Source organism: Desulfurivibrio nitratireducens (assembly GCF_044068515.1).
Taxonomy (GTDB): domain Bacteria; phylum Desulfobacterota; class Desulfobulbia; order Desulfobulbales; family Desulfurivibrionaceae; genus Desulfurivibrio.
This window is the reverse complement of record NZ_JBIPKI010000040.1, coordinates 1-23,796: the sequence shown is the minus strand read 5'-3', so window position 1 is coordinate 23,796 and position 23,796 is coordinate 1. Positions and strand designations below refer to the sequence as shown.

Genomic DNA, 23,796 nt, shown 5'->3' with positions numbered 1-23,796 from the left:
TCCGCAGCGAAATCAGCCCCGATATTCAGGGCGAACTTTGGCGCAAGCTGATCATCAATGCCGGCATCAACGCCCTGACGGTGATCCATGACTGCCCCAACGGCGAACTGCTCGAGCGGCCGGAGGCCCGCCGAACCATGGCCCAGGCCGCCCGGGAAGCCGCCGCGGTGGCCGCCGCGGCCGGAGCAGCCATCGAGGAGGATCCCGGCGCCCTCTGCGAGGAGGTCTGCCGCCATACCGCCACCAACATCTCCTCGATGCTCCAGGATGTCCGCCGGGGCAAACCCACGGAAATCCTGGCCATCAACGGCGAAGTGGTCCGCCGGGCCGCAGAGTACGGCCTGGCCGCGCCGATCAACCGTAAACTGCTGGCCCAGGTCCGGCAGCTTGCCAGCTTTACCTCTTCCCGGCCCCGATCCTAGTCAGCCCCTTCCCCACGCCCGCATGCTGTTGCTGTTGAAGATGCCGGCCGGCCGTTTCCGAAGCGGCGGCGGCCCACCCGGGCTGGCGACCAGCCCTCTTCCTCGAGCTATATCTTTCTAAAATCGTGTACTTTCCGGCTGAGCCTTTTTGCCAAACCGGCAAAAGCTATTGCACAATAATGTTTTCCGCAATATAGTTACAGATTGCCCGGAAATGATGTTGAATTTTTCAACTCGCGCCAGCAAGAGACGCCCGCCCCCGAGTTCCGGGCCGGGTGGGCTCCCCGTATTGATGCCGCCGGTGGGCGGAGCTAAACACCAGGGCCACTTTGATGCCACAGAATGCAAGTTCCCCGGCTCAGGGGGAAAACGCCCCCCCCGGTCGACCCGCGGCTGATGACCTCCGGGAAGCCCGCACCCGAAAAGTGCTTACCGATCTGCGGATTGTCTTCCGGGCCATTCAGGCCTATTCCAAGGGGGTGGAACGGCAGTGCCGGGTCAGCGCCACCATGCTCTGGGTGCTGCGGGAAATCGCCGCCGCCGGCGAGATGCGAATTTCCCAGGTGGCCAGGGCCCTGACCATTCACCAGTCCACGGCCAGCAATCTGCTGGACAAACTGGAAACCCGGGGCCTGATTGCCCGCCAGCGGGGCGGTAATCGCGCCGATCAGCGGGTGGTCATGGTAGTTCTGACCCCTGAGGGCCAGGCCTTGCTGGCCCGGGCCGGCAATCTCGACCACGGCCCCCTCGCCGAGGCCTTGAACCGCCTCTCTCCCGCCGAACTGGCGGAACTGGGCCAGGGGCTGGATAAACTGGTGGCTGTGCTGCCGGCAGGTCAAATGGACCCCGGCATGGCACCGCCCATAACCGATTGCGCAAGCAAAAGCGGAGAATGATGCTTAACCCCGACAAAGTGAAAATCGCCCCATCCCTGCCCGTGCCGGCCGGCAGAAGCAACAAACCAAACCCGAAGCTTCTTGGCCGACCACGGCAAGAACAAGTGCTGAGCTTCTCCCCCGGGTTCGACCGGAATTTCGTCGAACGGCTTTTGGGCCGGCGCCGTCAACGCAAGCTGACCGGAGCCACGGCCCGGCGCTTGGCCGTCCAGGAACAGAACATTCCCGGCCTGCTCAAACCCCGCCTGGTTCAGCGCCTGGTACAGCCCGTTTTGCAGGACGGCAAACTCAAGCTGGGCGAAAATTTCCTGCTGGAAAACCCCAAGCTGGTCCGCGCCTTGCGCGACGCTGCCGCGGTGGTCTGTTTCATCGCCACCGTCGGCCCGGCCCTGGACCAGCGCATTGCCAGGCTGCAGCAGCAAGGGCAGTTGGCCGATGCCGCCATTCTCGACGCCCTGGGCTCGGGAGCGGTGGAAAGAGTAGCCGACCAGTTTCAAAAACAGGTGGCGGCGGAATACCAGGCCCAAGACCTGGTAGCCGGCCCCCGTTTCAGTCCGGGCTATTGCGATTGGCCGCTGGCCGATCAGCCCCGGCTTTTTTCCCTGCTCGCCAACGAGCAGATCGCGGTGGAACTCGATCGCTCCTGCCTGATGCACCCGCGCAAGTCAATCTCCGCTATTTTCGGGCTTTTTCCCACCGCCATGGCCCCGGCCGACCGTGACCTGATCCCCTGCCGCCGCTGCAGCAAGCAAAACTGCATCGCTCGCCGTTAGGAAAACAGCCGGCAGCAGCGAATTTCCGGCACTGCCGCCAGTTTTTCGCCCTGGCGGGTTGGCCGACGGGGCGTTTTTTTGGTTTATCAATAAGTTATTGCTTGTTGTAGGCGACAGGTATTTGCAAGCAGACAAGGAGAAAGAATGAAAGTACGAAAGGGACTGGAAGGGGGAAGCTATAAACCGCTGAGCCCGCAAGATATCAGCCGGATTCATCAGACCAGTCTGGAGGTTTTTGCCGAGATCGGGATTCAGGTCAATTTTCCCGCCGCTCTGGAGCTCTTTGCCGCCGCCGGGGCCAAGGTTGACCGGGATACCAGCATCGTCCGGATGTCCGGCGAGCTGGTGGAAAAGATTGTCGGCCAGGCGCCGCCGGTTGTGCACCTCTGCGGCCGCGACCTCGACGGCGCCCATGACTGCGAGATCGGCGGCACCAAGGTATACATGGGCACCGGCGGCACCGCCCTCAATGTCCAGGAGCCCGGCAGCACCGAAATCCGCCGTTCGCAGACCAAAGACATCATGAACATGGCCCGGATGGTGGAGTCCCTGGACAATATCCACTTCTACATGCTCAATGTCTACCCCGGCGATCTCCCGGTGGAGGAGGTCGATGTCAACCGCTTCGGGGCCGCCCTCAACCGCACCGAGAAGCATATCATGGGCGGGGTCTATACCGTGGCGGGAGTCCGCAACGTCATCAAGATGGCGGAAATGATCGCCGGTTCCCCGGAAGCCTTGCGCCGGCGGCCCTTTATCTCCATGGTAACCTGCCCCATCAGTCCCTTCAAACTGGACGAGTCCTACGGCGAGCTGACCATGGAAGCGGCCCGCAACCGGATTCCGGTGGTGGTCCCCACCGAACCGCTCTGCGGCGCCACCGCCCCGGTGACCCTGGCCGGCAACCTGGTGGTGCAGAACGTCGACTCCTTAGCCGGGGTGATGCTGGCCCAGCTCACCAATCCCGGCACCCCCTGTCTGTATGGCTGCATTTCCTCGATCACCGACCTGCGCGATCTCAAATACCTGGCCGGGGCGGTGGAAATGGGCCTGATGAACGCCGGGGCCGCCCAGATGGCCCAGTTTTACCGGCTGCCTTTCTACGCCACCGCCGGAATGACCGACTCCAAGGTGGTGGATGCCCAGGCCGGTTACGAATCGGCGATCACCAGCGTCCTGGTGGCTCTGGCCGGGGCAAATTTCATTCATGACGCCGCCGGCTTCATCGAGTTCTGCCTCACCGCCTCCTTCGACAAGCTGGTGATCGACAACGAGATCCTGGGCATGACCATGCGGGCGGTTGAGGGCATCCGGGTCGACGACGAAACCCTGGCCCTGGCCGAGCTGAAAAAGGCCGGCCCCGGCGGCCAATTCGTGACCTCCCGCCACACCCGGCGCTTCATGCGCCAGGAACATTACAAGCCCCAGCTCAGCGACCGCGACAACCGGGAACCGTGGCGCCAGGGTGGCTCCCAAACCGCCCAGCAACGGGCCACCGCCCGCTGCCGGGAGATCCTCGACGCCCCACTGCACTCGGTCTTGCCCGAGAAGGTCCGCCGGCGGATCAAGGCGGAAATTCCCGGACTACAGCCTTTTCTGATGGAGTAACCAGATGATTACCATTGCCGAAAAAATAAACGCCACCATCCCCGCCACCCGCCGAATCATCGAGGAGCGGGACGCCGCGGCCCTGCTGGACCTGGCCGAGCGCCAGGCCGCGGCCGGAGCCGACTACATCGATGTCAACGTCGGTACCGGCCATGGCAGCGGGGCCGACGAGATCGCCGCCATGGCCTGGGCGGTCAGCACCATCCAGGAAAAAGTCGCCACCCCCCTCTGCATCGACAGCGCCGACGCGGCGGTGCTTGAAGCGGGGCTGGCCGCCCGCCAGGGCCGCCCCGCCCTGATCAACTCCACCAAGGCCACCGTGGAAAACCTGGCCGCCGTGGCCCCCCTGGCCGCCCGCTTCAAGCTGCCCCTGGTGGGACTGGCCATGGACGAAACGGGGATTCCCCCCAGCGCCGAGGCCCGGCTGGCCGCCTGCTGGAGCATCGCGGAATATTGCGCCGAGCTCGGAATACCGGAGGAAAATCTCTTTTTCGACCCCCTGGTGGTGCCGGTAAGCACCGATATCAGGCAGGGCCAGGTTACCCTGGAGACCATCAGGGCCATCAAGGGCGCCCTGCCCAAGGCCAAAACGGTGCTGGCGGTTTCCAATATCTCCTTCGGCCTGCCCCAGCGCAAAAGGCTCAACGGGGCCTTTATCCAGATGGCGGTGGCAGCCGGCTTGGACGGCGGCATCCTCAACGTGCTGGATCATGATCTGATGGGGGCCATCCGGGCCGCCGAGGTGCTGGTGGGCAAGGACCGGCATTGCCGCCGCTACACCCGTTTCTTCCGGTAAACGAGCCGGCGCGCCGGGGCTTCGGACGATCAGCTCGATTATGCGATGATTTTAACAAGGAAGGTTTTAAAATGATGGAACCGGATACATTTCGCGCAGGAACCGTGGTCAAGCCTTATGAACGGCTCAATGCCGAGCAGATCGGGCTGCTGGACCAAGCCTCGCTCAAGATTCTGGCGGAGACCGGAATCTGGTGCCATAATTTGCGGGCCGCCGAGTTGTTTGCCGCCCACGGAGCCCGGGTCGAGGATGAAACCGGCCCCGGAGCGCCCTGCAAGCGGGTCTTTTTTCCACCCGAGATGGTCCGCCGGGCCGTCGCCCAGGCCCCCGGCAAGGTGGTTTTGGGGGCCCGGGATCCGGCCAACCGGCTGCTGCTGGACGCCGAGGTGCCGCGGGTCTATTTCGGCTCCGGCTCGGAAACCAATATCTGGCTGGAAACCGAACTGGAGGAATTTCAGGCCACCGGCGATCCCGCCCGCAAGATCACGCTCCCCCGCTACGTGGAAAAACGGGGCGACGCCCTGCTGCTGGCCCGGGCCGCCCGCCTTTGTGAACAACTGGAGCACCTCGACTTCTTTATCCGGCCGGTCAACGTCCAGGATGGCGACATCGGCGAAGAGGACCACGACGTCAACAAGTTCTTCGCCAGTCTCAACAATATCACCAAACATGTCCAGGCCGGCCTGACCACCCGGGCCGCCCTGCCCCGGGTGCTGCGGATGGCCGAGATAATCGCCGGCGGGTCCGCCGAGCTGCGCGAGAACCCGGTGATTTCCTTTATCGCCTGCGTCTGCAAAAGCCCCTTGCAGATGGTGGAAGACACCACCGCCAAGGTTTTTGACATCGTCGAAGCCGGTCTGCCGCTGGTGATCTCCTCCTCGCCCCAGGGCGGCTCCTCGGCCCCGATCCAGGAGGCCGGAATGGTGGCCCAGATCAACGCCGAAATCCTGGCCGGGGTGGTCCTGACCCAGTTGATCAAACCCGGCGCCCCGGTGCTTTACGGCAGCGTGCCGGTCCGGGCCCGGCTCGACGATCTCCACGACCTCTACGGCTGCCCCGAGTTCAACCAGTACAACAACGACACCGTCCAACTGGCCCGCCATTACAAAATCCCCTGCTACTCCACCGCCGGGGTCGGCGATGCCTCCATTCCCGGGGTGCAGGCCACCTTCGAAAAGGTTTTCACCCATCTCTACATGGGCCTCAGCGGGGCCCAGTACATTCATTACGCCTTCGGGCTCCTGGACCGGACCAACATTTTCTGCCCCCTCCAGGCCGTACTGGACAACGAGCAGGTGGGCAAGGTCAAGCACTGTCTGCGGCCGCCCAAAGTCGATCCCGCCAGCATCGACGAGGTCCTGGGGATGATCACCAAGGTGATGAAGTCCAGCCATCGCCTCTTTACCCGCCATACCCGCAAGGCCACCCATGCCGGCGAGGTCTCCCAACCCTACCGGTTCGGGGCCAAGGAACACCAGGACGGCGTGATTCCCCGGGCCCTGGCGGACCTGGCCGAAATTGAAGCCCGGCCGGGCAAACACCTGGCCCCCGAGATCCAGGACAAAATATTCGCCGAGGTCCCCGGAATCGTCCCCCGTCTGCGCGGCTGAAGCTTCAGCCCCGATGGACTTCCCTGGGTTATGGGCCCTGGTTAACGTTTGATCGATCAACAACATATAAGAGAGGGAACATGATATGGAAAACGCGGAATTGCTGCAGAAAATTGCCTGGAACGTGGTGCAGGGCCGGATCGAAGCCGAGGACGAAGGCTTTGACGAGGGCTTGGAAGGCCAGCCGGCGGTGACCGAACTGGTGACCGAGGCCCTGGAGAAAGGAGTCTCCCCGGCCGACATCCTGGTGGACGGTCTCACCGACTCGATGACCGTGGTCGGGGAAAAATTCGAAAAGGGCGAATACCTGATTCCCGACATGCTGGCCGCCGCCGAGGCGGTGGGAGCCGGGATGGATATTCTCACTCCCCATCTGCTCCGGGACGGGGTGGAGAGCAAGGGCCGCTTCGTCATCGCCACCGTTGCCGGGGACCTGCACGATATCGGCAAAAACATTGTCAGCATCATGATCAAGGGAGCCGGCTACGAGGTGATCGACCTCGGCGTGGATGTGCCCACTCCCCGGATCATCGAGGCGGTCAAGGAACACCAGGCTCCCTTTCTCGGCCTCTCGGCCCTGCTCACCACCACCATGCGCAACATGCGGGAGGTGATCGATCAGTTGAAGGCGGAAGGCCTGGCCGACAGCACCAGGGTCTGCATTGGCGGCGCCCCTACTTCGCCGGAGTTCGCCGCGGAAATCGGGGCCGACGTCCACTGCGCCGACGCCTTCGCGGCCATCGACTGGCTGCGGACGGCGCAGTAGCACCACATCTTCGGGCGATCGGCCCGGCTTGCGTACCTTTAGTACGCGGCGCCGGTCCGCTTGCCCGAATCTGCGGCACTTCTGCGCCGTCCGCTGGTTGAATAATTTTTTGTTCTTTGTTCTTTTTTTTGTGACAACCTACAAGGGGTGGACAACAGGGGCGGGTACAGATCCCCTCTTCAACGGTTGCCGCCCCGGATTATCGAGGTTTTTTTTGATGGCTGAAACCAAGGCATATTCGCAGGCGGCGGGAAGTGGGCGCTACAACAAGGCCACCGGGCTGCTGGGCAAGTATGATAATGTGCGGCGCTTCTGGGAGGACCAGTTGACCGGGATCATGCTCCGGCCCCACCTCAATGCCCTCACCGACCGCAAGCGCCGCCATCTCGAGCGGCTGAGGATCGTCGATCTGGGCTGCGGCAGCGGCGACGGCTATGACCTGATCATGGGCGTCAATCGCGATGAGCCGGGCATTTATGACTACATCACCGCCGCCGTCACCCCGGAAACCCTCCAGGAGTATGTGGGCTTCGACATCAACCAGAAACTGCTGCAGCAGGCCCGGGAATACCACCGCGACAACGGCAAGGTGCGGCTGGCCGCCGCCGATTTTTCCCAGGGGCTGCCGATCCTGGCCGAGGAGGATCCCTTTGATATCTACATGTCCTCCTACGGCACCATGAGCCATTTCAGCAACGAGCAACTGGTGCGGATCTTCAGCGACATCTGCCGCCATGCCGAGCCCGGGGCCCTGGTCATCGGGGACTGGCTGGGCCGCTATTCCTACGAATGGCAGGATCTCTGGCACCATCCGCCCACCGAAGAATTTTTCATGGATTACCGGATCTCCTACATCTACCCCGAGGAAGAGCGCAACCGGGCCGATATCGCCACCTTCAACCTGCGCCTGATGACCCGGGAGGAATGCCTGGTGATCATCGAAGAGGTCTTCCGGGAAACCGGGGTCCGGCTCAAGCCCCTGCGCTTTTTCGACCGCTCGATCTTCGTCGGCCGCCACCTGGCCACCGGGGATTACAACCGCAACACTCCCCGGATGCTGCGCCACCAGACCAACTCGCTCTTCGAAGGCTACACCCGCACCGACCTCAGCACCCTGCTGGTTGATTACGTGCCCCGGCCGGGCTTCGAGCATCTCAACAGTTTTTACGAGAATTTTTTCATGTGCTGCAACACCCTGATCGAACACACCATCACGTTGCTGCGCAATTACAACTGCCGTCGGGGGGGTCTGTGCGAAACCCCGCCGGAAATCCCCCCCTACTATCCGGAGCCGCTCAAGGAAGCGCTGCATACCATGCAGGCGGTGATCGAGGGTTCCGGCTGGCTGGACTGGGGCGATCCCCGAGCCAACATCATCGAACCCCACCTGGGCTATTCCCTGCGCAAGCTGGAAATGGAACTCCAGCCCGGCATGGGGGCAGGCCATTCCCTGGTTGGCGTTTTCGAAGTAATAAAGTAAATAATTCGAACAAAATCCCGGCAACGGGTGAGGAAAAAATATGTGCGGAATTGCAGGATGCATCGGGGCTCCCGATGTCACGACAGTCAACCGGATGCTGGACGCCCTGGGCCATCGCGGCCCCAATGACCGGGGGGTCCACGTGGCCGGCGAGATGGCCTTGGGCCATACCCGGCTCTCCATCGTCGACGTGGCCGGCGGCCACCAGCCCATTCTCGGGCCCGACGGCCGCTCGGGGATCATCGGCAACGGCGAAATTTATAATTTCCGCCGGCTCCGGCAGGATCTGGCCCAGCGTCACCAGTTCAAAACCCACTCGGATACCGAGGTGGCCCTCCACCTTTACCGGGAAAAGGGCCCGGCCGCCATCAGCGAGCTGGACGGGATGTTCGCCCTGGCCATCTTCGCCGGGGATGACTACCTGCTGGCCCGCGACCCGGTGGGGATCAAGCCCCTCTACTACGCCCATCGCGACGGCCGCCTCTATTTCAGCTCCGAACTGGGAGCGATGAGCCTGGCCGGGGTGGAGGAGGTCCACGAGTTTCCCGCCGGCCATTATTACACCCCGGCCAGCGGCTTTGTCCGCTACTACCGGGTGCCCGAGATCCGCGACCAGCTCCTGGCTGATATCCCCACGGCCGAGACCGCGATCCGCGCAACCTTCAGCCGGGCGGTCAAGAAACGGCTGCTGGCCGACCCGGAAATCCCGGTGGGCGCCTTCTGCAGCGGCGGGCTGGACAGCAGCCTGATCGCCGCCATCGCCGCCGAGGAGATCCCCCACCTGCATACCTTCGCGGTGGGAATGAAGGACGCAAACGGCCGCGAGAGCGATGATCTCACCGCCGCCCGGCTGGTGGCCGACCATATCGGTTCCACCCATCATGAAATGATCTTCACCGAAGAGGAGTACTACGCGGCCCTGCCCGAGGTCATCGGCAAGCTGGAAAGCTACGACCCCTCCCTGGTCCGCTGCGCCGTGCCCTGCTACTTCACCTGCAAGCTGGCCAGCCGTTACGTCACCGTGGTGCTCACCGGCGAAGGGGCCGACGAACTCTTCGCCGGCTATCACTACATGAAGCACCTGCCCCGGGAAGAGCTCAACGGCGAGTGCCGCCGGCTGATCTCGACCCTGCACAACATCAATCTCCAGCGGGCCGACCGGATCGGCATGCTCTTCAGCCTGGAGCTGCGGGTGCCTTTCCTGGACCGGGAGATGATCGACCTGGCGATGCAGATCCCGCCGGAGCTGAAAATCCGCGACCAGGACCAGGCCAGAGTCGAAAAATGGATCCTCCGCCGGGCCTTTGCCGGCAGCGGCCATCTCCCCGACGAGGTGCTCTGGCGCTACAAGGTCCAGTACACCCAGGGGGCCGGCTGCGAAAGCCTGGGGGAAAAACTGGCCGAACGCGAGATCAGCGACGAAGAACTGGCCGCCATCAAGGCCCAGTATCCCCAGGCGGTGATCAACAGCAAGGAAGCCGCCCTTTACTTCAAAATATTCCGGGGTTACCATCCCCAGGACTCGATTTTGGGCTCCATCGGCATCTGGCAGGGGTTTGACTTCGCCGAGGAGCGGGAGAGCACCCAGGGGGCCCTGGAAAATCTCCGCTACCAGGAGCCGCCCGCAAATACCACCATTACCGGCGAGGCCCGATGAAACCAGATTTCAACGAATATCTCCGGGAGCGGGTGCTGCTGGCCGACGGGGCCATCGGCACCTATCTCTACGCCAAGGGCATCGAGCCGGACAAGAATATCGAACGGCTCAACCTCATCGATCCGGACCTGGTCTACTCGATGCACGAGGAGTACATCCGGGCCGGCAGCCGCCTGCTGGAAACCAACACCTTCGGGGCCAACCGCCTCAAGCTGGAAGCCGCCGGCCTGGGGGACAAAACCCGCCAGATCAACCAGGCCGGGGCCGAACTGGCCCTGCGGGCCGCCGGCGAGGAAATTTACGTGGCCGGCTCGGTTGGCCCCAGCGGGGCCGATTTTCCCCTGGAAGACCCGGCCGGGCCGGAGGGCGAAGCAGTGCGGGCCGCCTTCCGCGAACAGATCGAAGCCCTGCTCGAGAGCGGGGTCGATCTGCTGATCCTGGAAACCTTCAGCCATCTCGACGAGCTCCTGCTGGCGATCCAGGTCGGCCGGCAACTGGCCGCCGATATCCCCATCGTCGCCAATATGGTCTATCCCCAGCAGGGCCGGACCGCCGCCGGGCTCGACGCCCTGGTCTGCGGCCGGGCCGCCCGGGAAGCGGGGGCCGACGTGGTAGGCTCCAACTGCGGCCGGGGCGCCCGGGCGATGCTGGCCGCCATCGAAAGACTCGCCCCCTTGGGCTCGGAAATTCCCCTGGCCGCTTTCCCCAACGCCGGCTTTCCCGAGATCGTCGATCACCGCCTGATCTACCCGGCCGAACCGGCCTACATGGCCCAGGTGGTCGGCGATATGGTCAAGGCCGGGGCCCGGCTGGTGGGCGGCTGCTGCGGCACCACCCCGGCCCATATCCATGAATTCGGCAAACATTTGCGCCTCAAACGGCGGCCGCTCAGCCTGGCCGGCAGCGGGCCGCAGATCGTCGCCGGTCCCGAAAGCCAGGCCCCGGCAACGGCCAAGCCCGGAGCGCTGCTGGCGAGCCTGCCGCCGGACCGGCTGCCCATCCTGGTGGAGCTGGACCCGCCGACCCATCTCGATATCAGCGGGGTTCTGCGGGGCGCCCAGGCCCTGGCCGCCGCCGGGGCCGACAGCATCACCCTGGGGGAAAATCCCCTGGCGGTGCTGCGGGCCGACAATATCTCCCTGGCCCACCGAATCCGCAGCGAGGTGGGTATTCCCACCGTGGCCCATCTCACCTGCCGGGACCGCAACGCCCTGGGCCTGCAGTCCCAGATCATGGGGGCCCATCTGCTGGGGATCGAGGGGATTCTGGCGGTTACCGGCGATCCGGCCACCGCCGGCGACCAGCCCGGGGCCAGCGGGGTTTTCGATGTCCAGTCCTTCGGCCTGATCCGGATGCTCAACCAGTTCAACCAGGGCCGCAACCCGGCCGGCAAGGAGATGAAGGGGAGCTGCAATTTTTCCATCGGGGCCGCCTTCAGCTACCGGCCCGCCAACCCGGACCTGCAGATTCGCCGCCTGGAGCGCAAAGCGGCCCTGGGGGCGGTCTTTGCCATGACCCAGCCCTTTTTCAGCGCCGCCGAGGTGGAAGAGATGCTGGAGCGCACCAGCCATCTCGACATCATGATTTTCCCCGGGGTCTTCCCGCTGATTTCAGCCCGCAACGCCGACTTCCTCCACCACGAGGTGCCGGGGATCTCGATCCCCGCCGAGCTGCGGCGCAAACTGTGGCGCTACGAGGCGGTGGAGGACCAGCGCAAGGCGGCGGATGAATTCACCCTGGAGTTGCTGACCGCCATATGCCCGCTGATCGACGGGCTCTACCTGATCAGCCCCCTCAACAAGTGGGAGGTCACCGCCGCCCTGACCCGGGAAGTCCGCCGGGCCGGCTGGCGCGGCAGCGGCCGGAGCGCCGCCCGGCTGGGTCACCTTGCCCCGGGCCAGACCGGCATACCGGGCGAACCATAACGCTGCGATCCTTATTTTTACCTTGACAGAACCGCAGAACGAACTAACTTAAGGTGTTTTTCAGGCTTTCATCGGCCTGGCTTATCTATCAACGAAAACAACCAGAAAATCTTCCTCAGGGAAGCCGAACACCGGCTTGCCGAGGGCAAACCGGCAAGCCAAGAAGGAGCAACAATGGCCAACTATCTCTTCACTTCCGAGTCCGTATCGGAAGGCCATCCCGACAAGGTGGCAGATCAAATTTCCGACGCTATTCTCGACGCCATCCTGACCCAGGACAAGACGTCCCGGGTCGCCTGCGAAACCCTGGTCACCACCGGCCTGGCCCTGATCGCCGGCGAAATAACCACCAAGGCCTGGGTGGACATGCCGGCCATCGTTCGCCAGACCATCCGGGAGATCGGCTACAACTCCTCGGAGATGGGCTTCGACTGGCAATCCTGCGCGGTGCTGACCAGCATCGGCAAGCAGTCGCCGGATATCGCCCAGGGGGTGGACGAAGGCAAAGGGGTCGACCTGGATCAGGGGGCCGGCGACCAGGGCCTGATGTTCGGCTACGCCTGCACCGAAACCAAGGTTTTGATGCCGATGCCCATCACCTACGCCCATCGCCTGATGAAGCGCCAGGCCGAAGTTCGCAAGGCCGGCCGCCTGCCCTGGCTGCGGCCGGACGCCAAGAGCCAGGTCACCATCGAATACGAGCACCACCGCCCCAAACGGATCGAGGCGGTGGTGGTTTCCACCCAGCACGCCCCCGAGGTCGATTACGAGGACCTCAAGGAAGGGGTGATGGAGGAGATCATCAAGCCGATCCTGCCGGCGGAGATGCTGGACAAGGACACCAAGTACTTCATCAACCCCACCGGGCGCTTCGTCATCGGCGGGCCGGTGGGCGACTGCGGGGTGACCGGCCGCAAGATCATCGTCGACACTTACGGCGGCATGGGCTCCCACGGCGGCGGGGCCTTCTCCGGCAAGGATCCCTCCAAGGTGGACCGCTCCTCCTCCTACATGGGGCGCTACGTGGCCAAGAACATCGTCGCCGCCGGCCTGGCCGACCAGTGCGAGGTCCAGGTGGCCTACGCCATCGGCATCTCCAAGCCGGTTTCGGTCAACGTGGTCACCTTCGGCACCGGCAAGATCAGCGACGAGATGATCCGCCAACTGATCCTCGAGCATTTCGACCTCCGGCCCAAGGCGATCATCCAACACCTCGACCTGCTGCGCCCCATCTACCGCAAAACCGCGGCCTACGGCCATTTCGGCCGGGAGCGGGACGAATTCACCTGGGAGAAGACCGACAAGGCCGAAACTCTGCGCGAGGCATCCGGCCTGCCGGGCAACTGCAAATAAGAGCGCTGCGGCGCCTTACCCCGGCCGCCGGTCCCTTTTGGCCTTACCCTTTGAAGCTTATCCCTGAACCTGAATCAAGGAGTTTATCGTGAACAAGAAAGTGCTGGAAACCAAGGATTACAAAGTAGCCGATCTCAACCTGGCCGACTGGGGCCGCAAAGAGGTGATGATCGCCGAAACCGAAATGCCGGGCCTGATGGCCCTGCGGGCCGAATACGGCGCCGCCAAGCCGCTGGCGGGCGCCCGGATCGCCGGCTGCCTGCACATGACCATCCAGACCGCGGTGCTGATGGAAACCCTGACTGCCCTGGGGGCCGAGATCCGCTGGTCCTCCTGCAACATCTTCTCCACCCAGGACCAGGCCGCCGCCGCCATGGCCGCCGCCGGCATTCCCACCTTCGCCTGGAAGGGCGAAACCGAGGAGGAATTCTGGTGGTGCATCGAGCAGACCATCTTCGGTCCCGACGGCTGGCGGCCCAACATGATCCTCGACGACGGCGGCGACCTGACCCAGGTGATGCACGAAAAACACCCCGAGCTGATGAAGGACGTCAAGGGCATCAGCGAGGAGACCACCACCGGGGTCCATCGCCTCTATGAAATGACCAAGGAAGGCACCCTGTTGGCCCCGGCCATCAACGTCAACGACTCGGTGACCAAGTCCAAGTTCGACAACCTCTACGGTTGCCGGGAATCGCTGATCGACGGGATCAAGCGGGCCACCGACGTGATGATCGCCGGCAAGATCTGCGTGGTCTGCGGCTACGGCGACGTGGGCAAGGGCTGCGCCCAGGCCTTCCGGGGCATGGGGGCCACCGTCTGGGTCACCGAATGCGACCCGGTCTGCGCCCTGCAGGCGGCGATGGAAGGCTACCGGGTAGTGACCATGGATGATGCCGCCTCCAAGGGCGACATCTTCGTCACCGCCACCGGCAACGTCCACGTGATCACCCGCAAGCACATGGAACAGATGCGGGACCAGGCCATCGTCTGCAACATCGGCCACTTCGACAGCGAGATCGAGATCGCCGCCATCCGCGGGCTGCCCTGGGAGAACATCAAGCCCCAGGTGGACCACGTGATCTTCCCAGACGGCCACCGGATCATCATCCTGGCCGAGGGCCGGCTGGTCAACCTGGGCTGCGCCACCGGCCATCCCAGCTTCGTGATGAGCAACTCCTTCACCAACCAGGTTCTGGCCCAGCTCGAACTCTGGCAGCACCACGACCAGTATGAAAAGAAGGTCTACATGCTGCCCAAGCACCTGGACGAAAAGGTGGCCCGCCTCCACCTGGAGCGGATCGGCGCCAACCTGACCCAACTGACCCCGGAACAGGCCAAGTACATCGGCGTCCCGGTGGAAGGCCCCTACAAGCCGGAATATTACCGCTATTAGACCGGAGCCGGGCCTGCCCCGGCATCTCAAAGGCGACCAAGGCGTCTCCGGGCCACAAGCCCGCAGACGCCTTTTTGGTCTCCCCTGCTCCGCTCCTGGTGACCCTACCGGGGCAATTTTGCCGTTTGCTTCGCCAGGAAGGCGCTGAGTTCGGCGTGGAGTTTTTTGAAGGCGCTGATGGCCGCCGCTCCGGCTGCGGTGAGGCGGGCGCCGCCCCCGCCCTTGCCGCCCCGGGAGGAAATAACCAGGGGTTCGGCGGCGTGGCGGTTCATGGCGTTGACCAGGTCCCAAGCGTGTTTGTAGGACATGCCCATGGCGGCGGCGGCCCGGTTGATGGAGCCCAGCTCCCGGATCTTTTCCAGCAGCACCACCCGGCCGAAACCGAGATAGGTCTCTCCGTTGTGCTCGATCCAGACCCGGCCCCGGCAGTGATAGCCGGGGCGGATCTCTCGAGGCTTGTCTTCGGCGTGGCGTCTTCTCATGATTCGGGCAATGTAACCTTACTCGGATGATCTTGCCAGCGGATCGGCGTGAAGCCGTGCCGGGCCAAAATTGAAGCGCCCCGTTCGGTCATGGTCAGCTCGACAAAGCGACGGGCCAGTTCCGGTTGGCGGCTGTTGACCAGGGGAGCGATGGGGTAAACCGGCGGTTCGGTCCAGGTCATGGTTTCCACCACCCGCACGGCGGCGCCGCCTTTAGCCGCGTCGGTGGCGTAAATAAAGCCGGCGTCCACCTCCCCCCGGCGCAGGTAATCCAGCACCTGGCGCACGTTTTCTCCGAAAATCATTTTGCCGCTCAATTCTCGCCAGAGGCCGGCCGCCTCCAGGGCATCCTTGGCATAGCGGCCGGCCGGAACCGTCTCCGGAGTGCCGATACCGACCCTGGTCAAGGCGGGAGACTTGAGGTCGTGCAAGCCCGCAACGGCCACCACCCGGCCACGGGCCGCAACCGCCAGCACCAGTTCATTGGCGACAAAGTTGGCTGAATCTTGCCGCCGCACCAGCTCCCGTCTAATGGCCTCTTCCATCCAGCGGGGATTGGCCGAGGCGAAGACATCAGCCGGAGCCCCCTGTTCAAGCTGGCGGTAAAGCGCCCCCGAGGAGGCGAAGTTGCCGATTACTTTTACCCCGGGATTCTCCTGTTCAAAGAGGATGCCCAACTCGACGAAGGCGTCGCTCAGAGAAGCCGCCGCGGAAACCAGCAGCTCGGCGGCCCGCGCCGGCGAGGCACCCAGAACCATCCCGCCCAGCAGCAAAACCAGCAGCCACTGCCAGAGCATTTTTTTAATATTTGGAAAGCCCACGGCTTTCATCATCATTGCTCCTTCTCTCTCTTAGTTGGTGTGGCAACCACTCGCCAAAGCTCCGCTTGACCGCAGCTCTGCCAGGTCAACCTCTCTGGGAGCACCACCGGGGTTTGAGCAGCTTACCGGAAACCCAGAGAATGGCCACACAGACAAAGGAAAGCAGCAGAACCATGCTATGGGCCAGGGCGTCGTCGCCCCGCTGGACCGCGCTGTAAATGGCCAGGGGCATGGTCTGGGTCCGGCTGGGCAGATTGCCGGCCACCATCAGGGTGGCGCCGAATTCCCCCATCGCCCGGGCGCAGGCCAGCATGGTTCCGGCCAGGATTCCCCGTCCGGCCAGGGGCAGGGTTACGCGCCAAAATACCTGCCAGGAGTTGCAGCCCAGCGAACGGGCCGCGTTTTCATAACTGCCGCTCACGTTTTCAAAGGCGGTGCGGGCGGCTTTGAAAACCAGGGGGAAGGCCACCACCGTGGCCGCCACCACCGCCCCCTGCCAGGTGAAAATCAGGGTGATGCCGAAAGTTGCCTCCAGCCAGCGGCCCAGCCAGCTGTTGCGGCCCATGGCGACCAGCAGGTAATAACCCAGCACCGTGGGCGGCAAGACCAGCGGCAGGGAAAAAAGGGCATCCAACAGATCCCGGCCGGGAAAACGATAGCGGTGGAGAACCAGGGCGGCCACCACCCCGCAAACCAGCGCCAGCAGTGTGGCCAGGCCGGCCACCCGCAAAGTAAGCTGCAATGGAAAAAGAAAGGATGCTTCCAGCATTACCGCGCACCGGACAAACATATTAAGCGAACCGGGAGGGCGGCTGAGCGCGCCCAGAAGATTACCCCGTGCGTTATATATAATTAAACATAACGATCTGCACAATAAAAAAAGCGGGCGGCCGGGGCATCGATTATAATATCGCCACGCGGCCACCTGTTCCCGGCAAACGGCGGGAACAGAGATGACGGAACGGCAGCGCCGCCTTTACGGCCCTGCTTCCTGCAAGCGGGCTGATCCCCGAAGCCGGCCGCGGCTCCGGCCAGGATGCCCCGGCCTTCAAAGCGCAGGTCTTGCGGGTGGCGGCTTTCGCTTCCTCCCCGGAACAGGCCAAATACTTCGGTGTCCCGGTGGAATACTTTTGCAAGCCGTGATATTATCGTTATAAAAGGAAACGGAGAAAAGCCATGCCCATCTACGAATATCGCTGTCAGGAGTGCCGGAAAAATTTTGAAGCCCTGGTTTCCTCCTGCCGGCTGCGCGACCAGACCCGCTGCCCCGCCTGCAACAGCGAGCAGGTGCAGCGGATAATCTCCGCCGGCAGCTACCGGATCGCTTCCGCGGCCGATTCCTCCCCCGGCGGCCCGCTGGGCGGCTGCTCCGTTCGCGGCGGCTTCTCCTGAGCCTGATAACCAGGCAGCCAGGCTGGCTGCCGCGATGAAAAACCCCGCCACCTGTTCCCCCACAGGTGGCGGTTTTTTTTTGCCCTTGATACTTCCCTGCCGAAAACCCTGCTAAACCCTTTACTGGTTGCCTTATGCGGCATACCTGGGTTATTTTTCTCACTACCGCAGGCGGATAACGATAATATACTTCCGGATCTGATCCGGGCTACCCTGTAATCCGGCAGGGTTCAATATCTCAACTTCAAGGATGGTCAGAACGAACGGCAAAAGTAATGCAGCCACTTCAACAACCTTGGCGAACCCGAACTGCACGCCCTGCTGGACAGCCGCCCGCATCGCCCCGAAACCTGGCTCAATGCCTTGGCCCGCCACCGCAATGCCGCCCCGGAAAACTAATCATCGGTGTCAGAACTGGAGTGAGCAAGGAAAAACTGAGATTTAATAAGAGTTTTTGGATGAATTTCCAGGCCAATTCCTTGACAATTCCTGTCAGATAGGCAAGAAGGTCGGAAGGCAAGGTTACTAAAACGGAAGAATCAAGATAATCATAGCTAGTTGTGACTTCGAGGTTAAGGGATGATTATAAAGGAAAAAGACGCAAGCACCGAAGAGGCCAGTAAACGAGCGCTGGAAGAGATTTTGCAGCAGAATCTTTCCCGTGAAAAACGCTCCTTGGTTGAAAAGGAGCTTTTTGCCTTAAGGAGAGGCCAGAAGGGAGAGAAGGATGCCGCCTACCTAATCAACTTTGATTTCGGAAACTCAAAAAATTGGGCTATTTTGCACGACTTGCGGCTTGAGTCAAATGGACTTGCGGCCCAGATTGATCATCTGCTTATCAATCGCTTCTTTGAATTTTACGTGCTTGAATCAAAAAATTTCGCCAACGGCATCAAGATTGAAGAAGATGGAGAATGCCTTGCCTACTACAATCAAAGATATCAGGCAATTCCATCTCCTATAGAGCAGAATCGAAGGCATATAAAAGTTCTTGAGGATTGCCTTAACGCTCATGACATCATGCCCAAAAGGCTCGGATTAGTCATCCAGCCGAGATTCCACAACATTATCTTGATGTCGCCCAAATCACGTGTTATTCGACCCAAAAAAGAGGTTTTTAATACAAGTATGGTCATTAAAGCGGATGCTTTGCGTACTACTATCGATACCATACTGGATAATATGAGCATCTTGGGCACTGTGGCAACGGCTTCTAAATTATGCAGCAGCGAAACGTTGCGGGAGGTGGCAGAAAAAATCGCCTCTCTGCATCAATCAATCACAATCGATTACACCAAACGTTTTGGTACTCGTCCGGCCCATGCCAAGGTTGAAAAAGCGCAAACGAATCCAAAGGTAGCAAAAAAATCACGTTACTACTGTTGGGAATGCAAAAGCGACGTTAGTCCAGTGGTATTTGAATACTGCCGAAGCTATCAACATATTTACGGCAACAAAGTCTATTGTAAAAAATGTCAGAAACCATTCCTCGAAAGGAGCAAGGGCCGGCAGGTATGAGTTTACCCGAACAGTCATTGAACCAGCCGAAGCACCTACATGTCGCCTGTGCGATCATTGAGCGAAACGGTCTGATACTGGCAGCTCAACGCAGCGCCACCATGAGCATGCCCCTAAAGTGGGAATTTCCCGGCGGCAAGATTAGAGGTGATGAGACTCCGATAGAATGTCTTCAGCGGGAACTTTGGGAAGAACTGGAGGTTAAGGTTGATGTTCTTCGGGCCATACCACCGGCAAGTCATCGCTACCCAAGTTTTATCGTGACTCTGCACCCTTTTATTTGCAGGCTGGCCGGGGGCGAGCCTTGCAACAACGAACATGCGGCCTTGCGGTGGCTGCCGCCAGCAGAATTGTCCACCCTGGACTGGGCCGAGGCCGATTTGCCGATTATCGCCGCATACTGCCGCGCACCATGCCACGGTGATCCTGTATGACCGGCTCCAAGCTCAGCCCAGGCCTCTACGACGCCCTGCTGGATGAATCCCTGCAGAATATTCTGGCCAGTTCTCCCGAATTGCGTACCATTCTGGGCAAGCTTGACCCCGAAGAAGAACCTCACCGCTATGCCACCTTTCTGGCCCGGGTGGTAGAACAGGCCATGCGGGAGGAAAGCGACCCGGAACAGCGCCGTCACCTCTGCAACCGGATCATCTCCCTGTTGGCCGACACTCCTGCCAAAAAGCATCTGCTGGCTCGCCGACTGGTGGCCGCCACTAAACCACTTCTGCTGGAAGTAACTCCACCCCATTACGGCACCAAAGGGATTCCTCGGCCGCAAACTTCAATGGTGGAAAGCAGCTTGTTCACCGGTTCGCCCCGTGAACCCCAGTTGGTGCATGAACTGCTGGCGGAGATGCGCTCCGCCAACGGGGTAGATATTCTGGTTTCGTTTATCAAATGGTCCGGCCTGCGCCTGCTTTTTGCCGCTTTTGAGGATCTCAGGGAACGGCGGGTTCCGGTCCGGGTTATCACCACCTCCTACATGGGGGCCTCCGATGCCCCGGCCGTGGAATGGCTGGCCGGGCTGCCCAATGTTGAGGTGCGGGTTTCCTACGACACCGAACGGACCCGGCTGCATGCCAAGGCCTATCATTTTAAGCGCCATTCCGGCTTTGCCACCGCATATATCGGCTCGGCCAACATGTCACATGCCGCCATGACCAGCGGCCTGGAATGGAACCTCAAGGTCAGTGCCCAGGACATGGCGCATATCCTGGAAAAATTTACCGCCGAGTTTGAGACTTACTGGCACAGTCGGGAATTTCTGCCCTTTGATCCTGCCGATCCTTTTCCTCTGCGCAGCGCCATTGCCCGTGCTCGCACCCAGGGCGCGGCATCGCCCCAGGTCTTTTTCGATCTTCAACCCCACCCCTTCCAAGAGCGCATCCTGGAAGCCCTAGCCCGAGAACGCGAACTCCGCGACAGTTGGCGCAACTTGGTCATCGCCGCTACAGGCACCGGCAAGACGGTGATCTCAGCCTTCGATTATCAGCGTTTCCGCCAGGTCAACCGGCAGCAGGCCCGGCTGCTCTTTGTCGCCCATCGCCAGGAGATTCTACAGCAGGCTCTGGCTACTTTCCGCAATGTCCTGCGAGATCAGAATTTCGGGGATCTGCTCACGGGCAACTTCCAGGCCCAGCGTTACGATCATCTTTTCTGCTCGGTGGGGATGCTTACCAACCGTCGGCTCTGGGAGCAGGTGGGGCCGGATTTTTATGATTACATCGTGGTGGACGAGGCCCACCACGGTACCGCCGCCAGCTACCGACCAATTTTTGATAAATTTTCGCCGCAGATCCTGCTAGGCCTCACCGCCACCCCGGAACGGATGGACGGCGGCAACGTGGCCGCCGATTTTGGCAACCGTTTCGCCGCCGAAATCCGCCTGCCGGAAGCCCTGGAGGAAAAACTGCTCTGCCCATTCCACTACTTCGGGGTAGCCGATCCGGTGGCCCTGGACCATGACCGTTTCTGGCGTCATGGCAAATACAACGTCAACGAATTGGAGAAGGTTTATACCGGCTCCCATATCCAGGCCAAACAGCGCTTGGAAACCATTCTCAACAATTTGTATCGTTATGAGCCCAATCCAGAAACCATAAAGGGCGTGGGGTTTTGTGTCAGCATCAAGCATGCCCAGTACATGGCCGAGATGTTCAACCAGCGGGGCATTGCGGCTGCGGCTTTCGTTTCCGGTGTTGATTCCGCAGAATGCACCGCCATGCTGGCGGATTTGCAGGCCGGTCGGCTCTCCTTTCTCTTCACTGTGGACAAACTCAGCGAAGGAGTTGATATCCCGGAAATGAACGTGGTGCTTTTCCTGCGGCCCACTGAAAGTTTGACCGTTTTTCTCCAACAACTAGGCCGGGGGTTGCGCCACGCGCCGGGTAAGGATTGCCTGGCGGTGCTGGATTTTGTAGGCCAGGCCCATCGCCGCTACCGGCTGGACACCAAGCTGAAATCCCTGCTGCCCAGGCACCGTTTTGCCATTGACCGAGAGGTGGAAAGCTATTTTCCCCATCTGCCGCCTGGCTGCTCAATCCAGCTTGACCGCCTGGCCCGGGGCTATGTGCTGGAAAACATCCGTCAGAATCTGCGCAACTTGGCAATCCAGGTACCCGAGCGTTTGCAGAGCTTCCGTGCTGAAAGCGGCCAAGAGCTTTCCTTTGGCAATTTTGTTCAATATCACGATTACGAGCCCGAACTATTGCTGCTGCGCGAATCATGGAGCGGCTGGATGGCCAAGGCCCAACTGGCGCCCATCCCCAGTGATCCGGACCTGGACAAGCTAAAAAAATCCCTGGTGCGGGCGGCCTTTATCAACGGATCGGCTGAGATCTCCCGGTTGCGTAAAGTGGTTGCCCATTTGGCAGCAAATAACATTGATGCCGCCCTGCAGTTGGCTGGCAAGCAAGCCACTATGCTCCATTACCGTCTGTGGGGCGAAACCGGCGCAAAGCTAGGAATTGCCAGCCTGCAGGAATCATTCACCCGCTTGGCCGGCAACACCTCGTTCCTCAGTGATTTTGACGAAATTATGGCCTGGGCGCAAATGACCACCGAAGCCAGCAGCTTGGTGCCGAAACTTCCTTACCCATGCCCGTTGGAGCTTCACGCGCAATACGGCATCCAGGAAATCCAAGCCACCTTTGGCAAAGCCGACCTGAGCAGCGGCGGCCAACGGGGAGTAGGAGTTCTCCATTTCGCCGAACAGAAAACCTACGCCCTGCTGATAACCTTCCAGAAAACAGAAAAGGAATTCTCTCCCAGCACCATGTACGCCGACTACCCCATCAGCCGCGAACTGCTGCACTGGGAGTCCCAGGCCACCACCAGCCAGCACTCCCCCACCGGCCGCAATCTGACCGACCATGCCGGGCAGGGCTACACCATCCTGCTTTTCGCCCGCGCTCAAAAGAAACGCAATAGCTGCACAGTCCCGTTCACCTACCTCGGCCCGGCCGACCGGGTCAGTTTCGAAAGCGAACGGCCGATCAAGATGGTTTGGCGTTTGCGGTATCCCATGCCAGTGGTAATGTTCGAAGAAAATCGCCGGGGAGGGTGATGACTGATCTCATCATTTTGACAGGAAACTGTGACTAATATCGCCAAATACCTCCAACAGTTCGCCTCCCTCAAACGCGCCCCCGGAGCCGTCTGGGGCGAAGCCACCAGACAGCGTGCCCCGCACAAGCCCATCCTGCTGCTGGCGGTAATTGATCTGACGGCCCGGGGCGGGATCACCTCGCCATTCATCGATGTTTCCGGTGATCTGGTTGAACTTAACGAACTGTTCAACCTCTATTGGCGGCGGGTGGTGCCCCTGGGGCAGACCAGCAGCATTGCCTTTCCCTTTTCCCGCCTGGACCGGGAGCCTTTCTGGCATCTGGTTTCCCGCGAAGGTCAGGCAGTCACCTCCTCCCGGATCAACAACACCTCATCGGTCAGTTATCTACGCCGTTACGCCCTCGGCGCCCGGTTGGATGAAGAACTTTTCCAAATCATCCAAACCGAGGAGGGGCGGGCCGCCCTGCGGGAAGTCCTGCTGCGTTCCTGCTTTTCTCCGGCGGCGGGGGCGGCTCTGGCGGAACAGGCCGCCATCAATACCCAAGCCTACCAATACAGCCTGGACCTGCTGGCCCAGGCTCACCAGCATCAACCCCAGGTTGCCGAAGCCCTGGCTGTCGAGGCCTACAAGCCGCCGGCCCGGGATCAGGGCTTCCGCCGAGCAGTAGTCAAAGCCTATGAGCATCGCTGCGCCCTCTGCGGGGTCCGGATCATCACCCCGGAGGGCCATACGGTGGTGGATGCCGCCCATATCATCCCCTTGAGCAAGAGCGGCAATGATGACATTCGCAACGGCATGGCCCTCTGCAAGCTCTGCCACTGGGCTTTCGACCACGGCATGATGGGCGTTGCCGATACCTATGAGATCATCATTCCCGGCCGGGTCGCCACCGCTCCCAACGCTCCCGGCTTCCTTACCGCCCTGGCCGGCCGCCCCATCATCCCGCCCGCCGACCCAGCCATCTGCCCTGCCCCGCAAAATTTAGCGGCCCATCGCCGCGACTGGCGCTTGTGAGCCGACGCTGGTCTTGCCTTGCGGGGTGAAGTGGGCGACAAAAGCGATATCGCCAAACTGCCCGAACAAGCTGGTTGCCTCTTTCATCTTTAGGTTGACTTATGCACATTATGACATCATTATGCATTCATAAGGTGAATTCACATTGTCGGCGGTGGTGTCTTTAAGGTGTGTCAATGAAGAAAATAATTATAGATACAAACTTTTATGTCGCCTTCAAACGCGGTGACCAAACAGCCCTGGATACCATCCGACGGGCTGAGCTGCTCGCTGTCAATACGATCGTAATCGGCGAGTTGCTGGCGGGTTTTCGCTGTGG

Annotated in this window: 21 protein-coding genes; 17 read left to right on the top strand and 4 right to left on the bottom strand. The window is 61.3% G+C overall.

Going from position 1 to position 23,796, the window contains the following annotated elements:
• The 12 genes from ACHHTY_RS09660 to ahcY form a co-directional block, all read left to right on the top strand.
• On the top strand, positions 1–422 hold a 422-nt coding region (locus ACHHTY_RS09660), incomplete at its 5' end, for a ketopantoate reductase family protein (protein WP_395493917.1).
• Positions 423–754: 332 nt separating this feature from the next.
• Positions 755–1,318 (top strand): MarR family winged helix-turn-helix transcriptional regulator, encoded by a 564-nt coding sequence (locus ACHHTY_RS09655; protein WP_395493916.1) that lies wholly within the window; start codon positions 755–757, stop codon positions 1,316–1,318.
• A 104-nt stretch (positions 1,319–1,422) separates the two neighbouring features.
• The gene (locus ACHHTY_RS09650; protein ID WP_395493915.1) at positions 1,423–2,091 is read left to right on the top strand and encodes a vitamin B12 dependent-methionine synthase activation domain-containing protein; all 669 of its coding nucleotides are present in this window, start codon (positions 1,423–1,425) and stop codon (positions 2,089–2,091) included.
• Positions 2,092–2,235: 144 nt separating this feature from the next.
• Entirely contained in the window at positions 2,236–3,699 is a 1,464-nt protein-coding gene (locus tag ACHHTY_RS09645; protein ID WP_395493914.1) for a trimethylamine methyltransferase family protein, read from the top strand.
• A gap of 4 nt (positions 3,700–3,703) precedes the next feature.
• Positions 3,704–4,495, top strand: a complete 792-nt coding sequence (locus ACHHTY_RS09640; RefSeq protein ID WP_395493913.1) for a dihydropteroate synthase — start codon at positions 3,704–3,706, stop codon at positions 4,493–4,495.
• A 71-nt stretch (positions 4,496–4,566) separates the two neighbouring features.
• Entirely contained in the window at positions 4,567–6,105 is a 1,539-nt protein-coding gene (locus ACHHTY_RS09635) for a trimethylamine methyltransferase family protein (protein WP_395493912.1), read from the top strand.
• A gap of 85 nt (positions 6,106–6,190) precedes the next feature.
• On the top strand, positions 6,191–6,871 hold the full coding sequence (locus tag ACHHTY_RS09630) for a corrinoid protein (protein ID WP_395493911.1): 681 nt from the start codon (positions 6,191–6,193) through the stop codon (positions 6,869–6,871).
• A 217-nt stretch (positions 6,872–7,088) separates the two neighbouring features.
• Entirely contained in the window at positions 7,089–8,351 is a 1,263-nt protein-coding gene (locus ACHHTY_RS09625) for a class I SAM-dependent methyltransferase (RefSeq protein ID WP_395493910.1), read from the top strand.
• Between the two features lie 40 nt (positions 8,352–8,391).
• Positions 8,392–10,008, top strand: coding sequence for an asparagine synthase B (gene asnB, locus ACHHTY_RS09620; protein WP_395493909.1), 1,617 nt, complete (start codon positions 8,392–8,394; stop codon positions 10,006–10,008).
• Positions 10,005–11,933, top strand: a complete 1,929-nt coding sequence (locus tag ACHHTY_RS09615; RefSeq protein WP_395493908.1) for a bifunctional homocysteine S-methyltransferase/methylenetetrahydrofolate reductase — start codon at positions 10,005–10,007, stop codon at positions 11,931–11,933. The genes asnB and ACHHTY_RS09615 overlap by 4 nt, the downstream gene beginning before the upstream one ends.
• 174 nt (positions 11,934–12,107) lie before the next feature.
• Complete coding sequence (metK, locus tag ACHHTY_RS09610; RefSeq protein ID WP_395493907.1) at positions 12,108–13,286, top strand: methionine adenosyltransferase; 1,179 nt, start codon at positions 12,108–12,110, stop codon at positions 13,284–13,286.
• Between the two features lie 103 nt (positions 13,287–13,389).
• Positions 13,390–14,682, top strand: a complete 1,293-nt coding sequence (ahcY, locus tag ACHHTY_RS09605) for an adenosylhomocysteinase (protein ID WP_395493918.1) — start codon at positions 13,390–13,392, stop codon at positions 14,680–14,682.
• A 104-nt stretch (positions 14,683–14,786) separates the two neighbouring features.
• Here the strand turns inward: ahcY and ACHHTY_RS09600 are convergent, their stop codons facing one another.
• The 3 genes from ACHHTY_RS09600 to modB all read right to left on the bottom strand — a co-directional run bounded on the left by ACHHTY_RS09600 (position 14,787) and on the right by modB (position 16,754).
• On the bottom strand, positions 14,787–15,164 hold the full coding sequence (locus ACHHTY_RS09600; RefSeq protein WP_395493906.1) for a winged helix-turn-helix domain-containing protein: 378 nt from the start codon (positions 15,162–15,164) through the stop codon (positions 14,787–14,789).
• A complete protein-coding gene (gene modA / locus ACHHTY_RS09595; RefSeq protein ID WP_395493904.1) occupies positions 15,161–16,000 on the bottom strand; it encodes a molybdate ABC transporter substrate-binding protein in 840 nt (279 codons plus the stop codon). Before modA ends, ACHHTY_RS09600 begins: the two co-directional genes overlap by 4 nt.
• A gap of 70 nt (positions 16,001–16,070) precedes the next feature.
• Entirely contained in the window at positions 16,071–16,754 is a 684-nt protein-coding gene (modB, locus tag ACHHTY_RS09590) for a molybdate ABC transporter permease subunit (RefSeq protein WP_395493903.1), read from the bottom strand.
• A 407-nt stretch (positions 16,755–17,161) separates the two neighbouring features.
• Here modB and ACHHTY_RS09585 point away from each other — a divergent pair, with 407 nt between their 5' ends.
• Positions 17,162–17,377, top strand: a complete 216-nt coding sequence (locus ACHHTY_RS09585) for an FmdB family zinc ribbon protein (protein WP_395493902.1) — start codon at positions 17,162–17,164, stop codon at positions 17,375–17,377.
• 162 nt (positions 17,378–17,539) lie between these two features.
• Here ACHHTY_RS09585 and ACHHTY_RS09580 read toward each other — a convergent pair whose 3' ends face one another.
• Positions 17,540–17,716 carry a hypothetical protein gene (locus ACHHTY_RS09580; RefSeq protein WP_395493901.1) on the bottom strand — a complete coding sequence of 59 codons (177 nt, stop codon included), beginning with the start codon at positions 17,714–17,716 and terminating at the stop codon, positions 17,540–17,542.
• A 240-nt stretch (positions 17,717–17,956) separates the two neighbouring features.
• On the opposite strand from ACHHTY_RS09580, the gene ACHHTY_RS09575 reads away from it, so the two are divergent.
• Genes ACHHTY_RS09575 through ACHHTY_RS09560 form a run of 4 tightly spaced genes read left to right on the top strand, consistent with a single transcriptional unit; the run spans position 17,957 to position 23,477 of the window.
• Complete coding sequence (locus ACHHTY_RS09575; RefSeq protein WP_395493900.1) at positions 17,957–18,895, top strand: nuclease-related domain-containing protein; 939 nt, start codon at positions 17,957–17,959, stop codon at positions 18,893–18,895.
• Entirely contained in the window at positions 18,892–19,329 is a 438-nt protein-coding gene (locus ACHHTY_RS09570; protein WP_395493899.1) for a (deoxy)nucleoside triphosphate pyrophosphohydrolase, read from the top strand. The genes ACHHTY_RS09575 and ACHHTY_RS09570 overlap by 4 nt, the downstream gene beginning before the upstream one ends.
• Positions 19,326–22,460 (top strand): DUF3427 domain-containing protein, encoded by a 3,135-nt coding sequence (locus ACHHTY_RS09565; RefSeq protein ID WP_395493898.1) that lies wholly within the window; start codon positions 19,326–19,328, stop codon positions 22,458–22,460. The genes ACHHTY_RS09570 and ACHHTY_RS09565 overlap by 4 nt, the downstream gene beginning before the upstream one ends.
• A 30-nt stretch (positions 22,461–22,490) precedes the next feature.
• Positions 22,491–23,477 carry an HNH endonuclease gene (locus ACHHTY_RS09560; protein WP_395493897.1) on the top strand — a complete coding sequence of 329 codons (987 nt, stop codon included), beginning with the start codon at positions 22,491–22,493 and terminating at the stop codon, positions 23,475–23,477.
• Positions 23,478–23,796 lie beyond the last annotated feature (319 nt).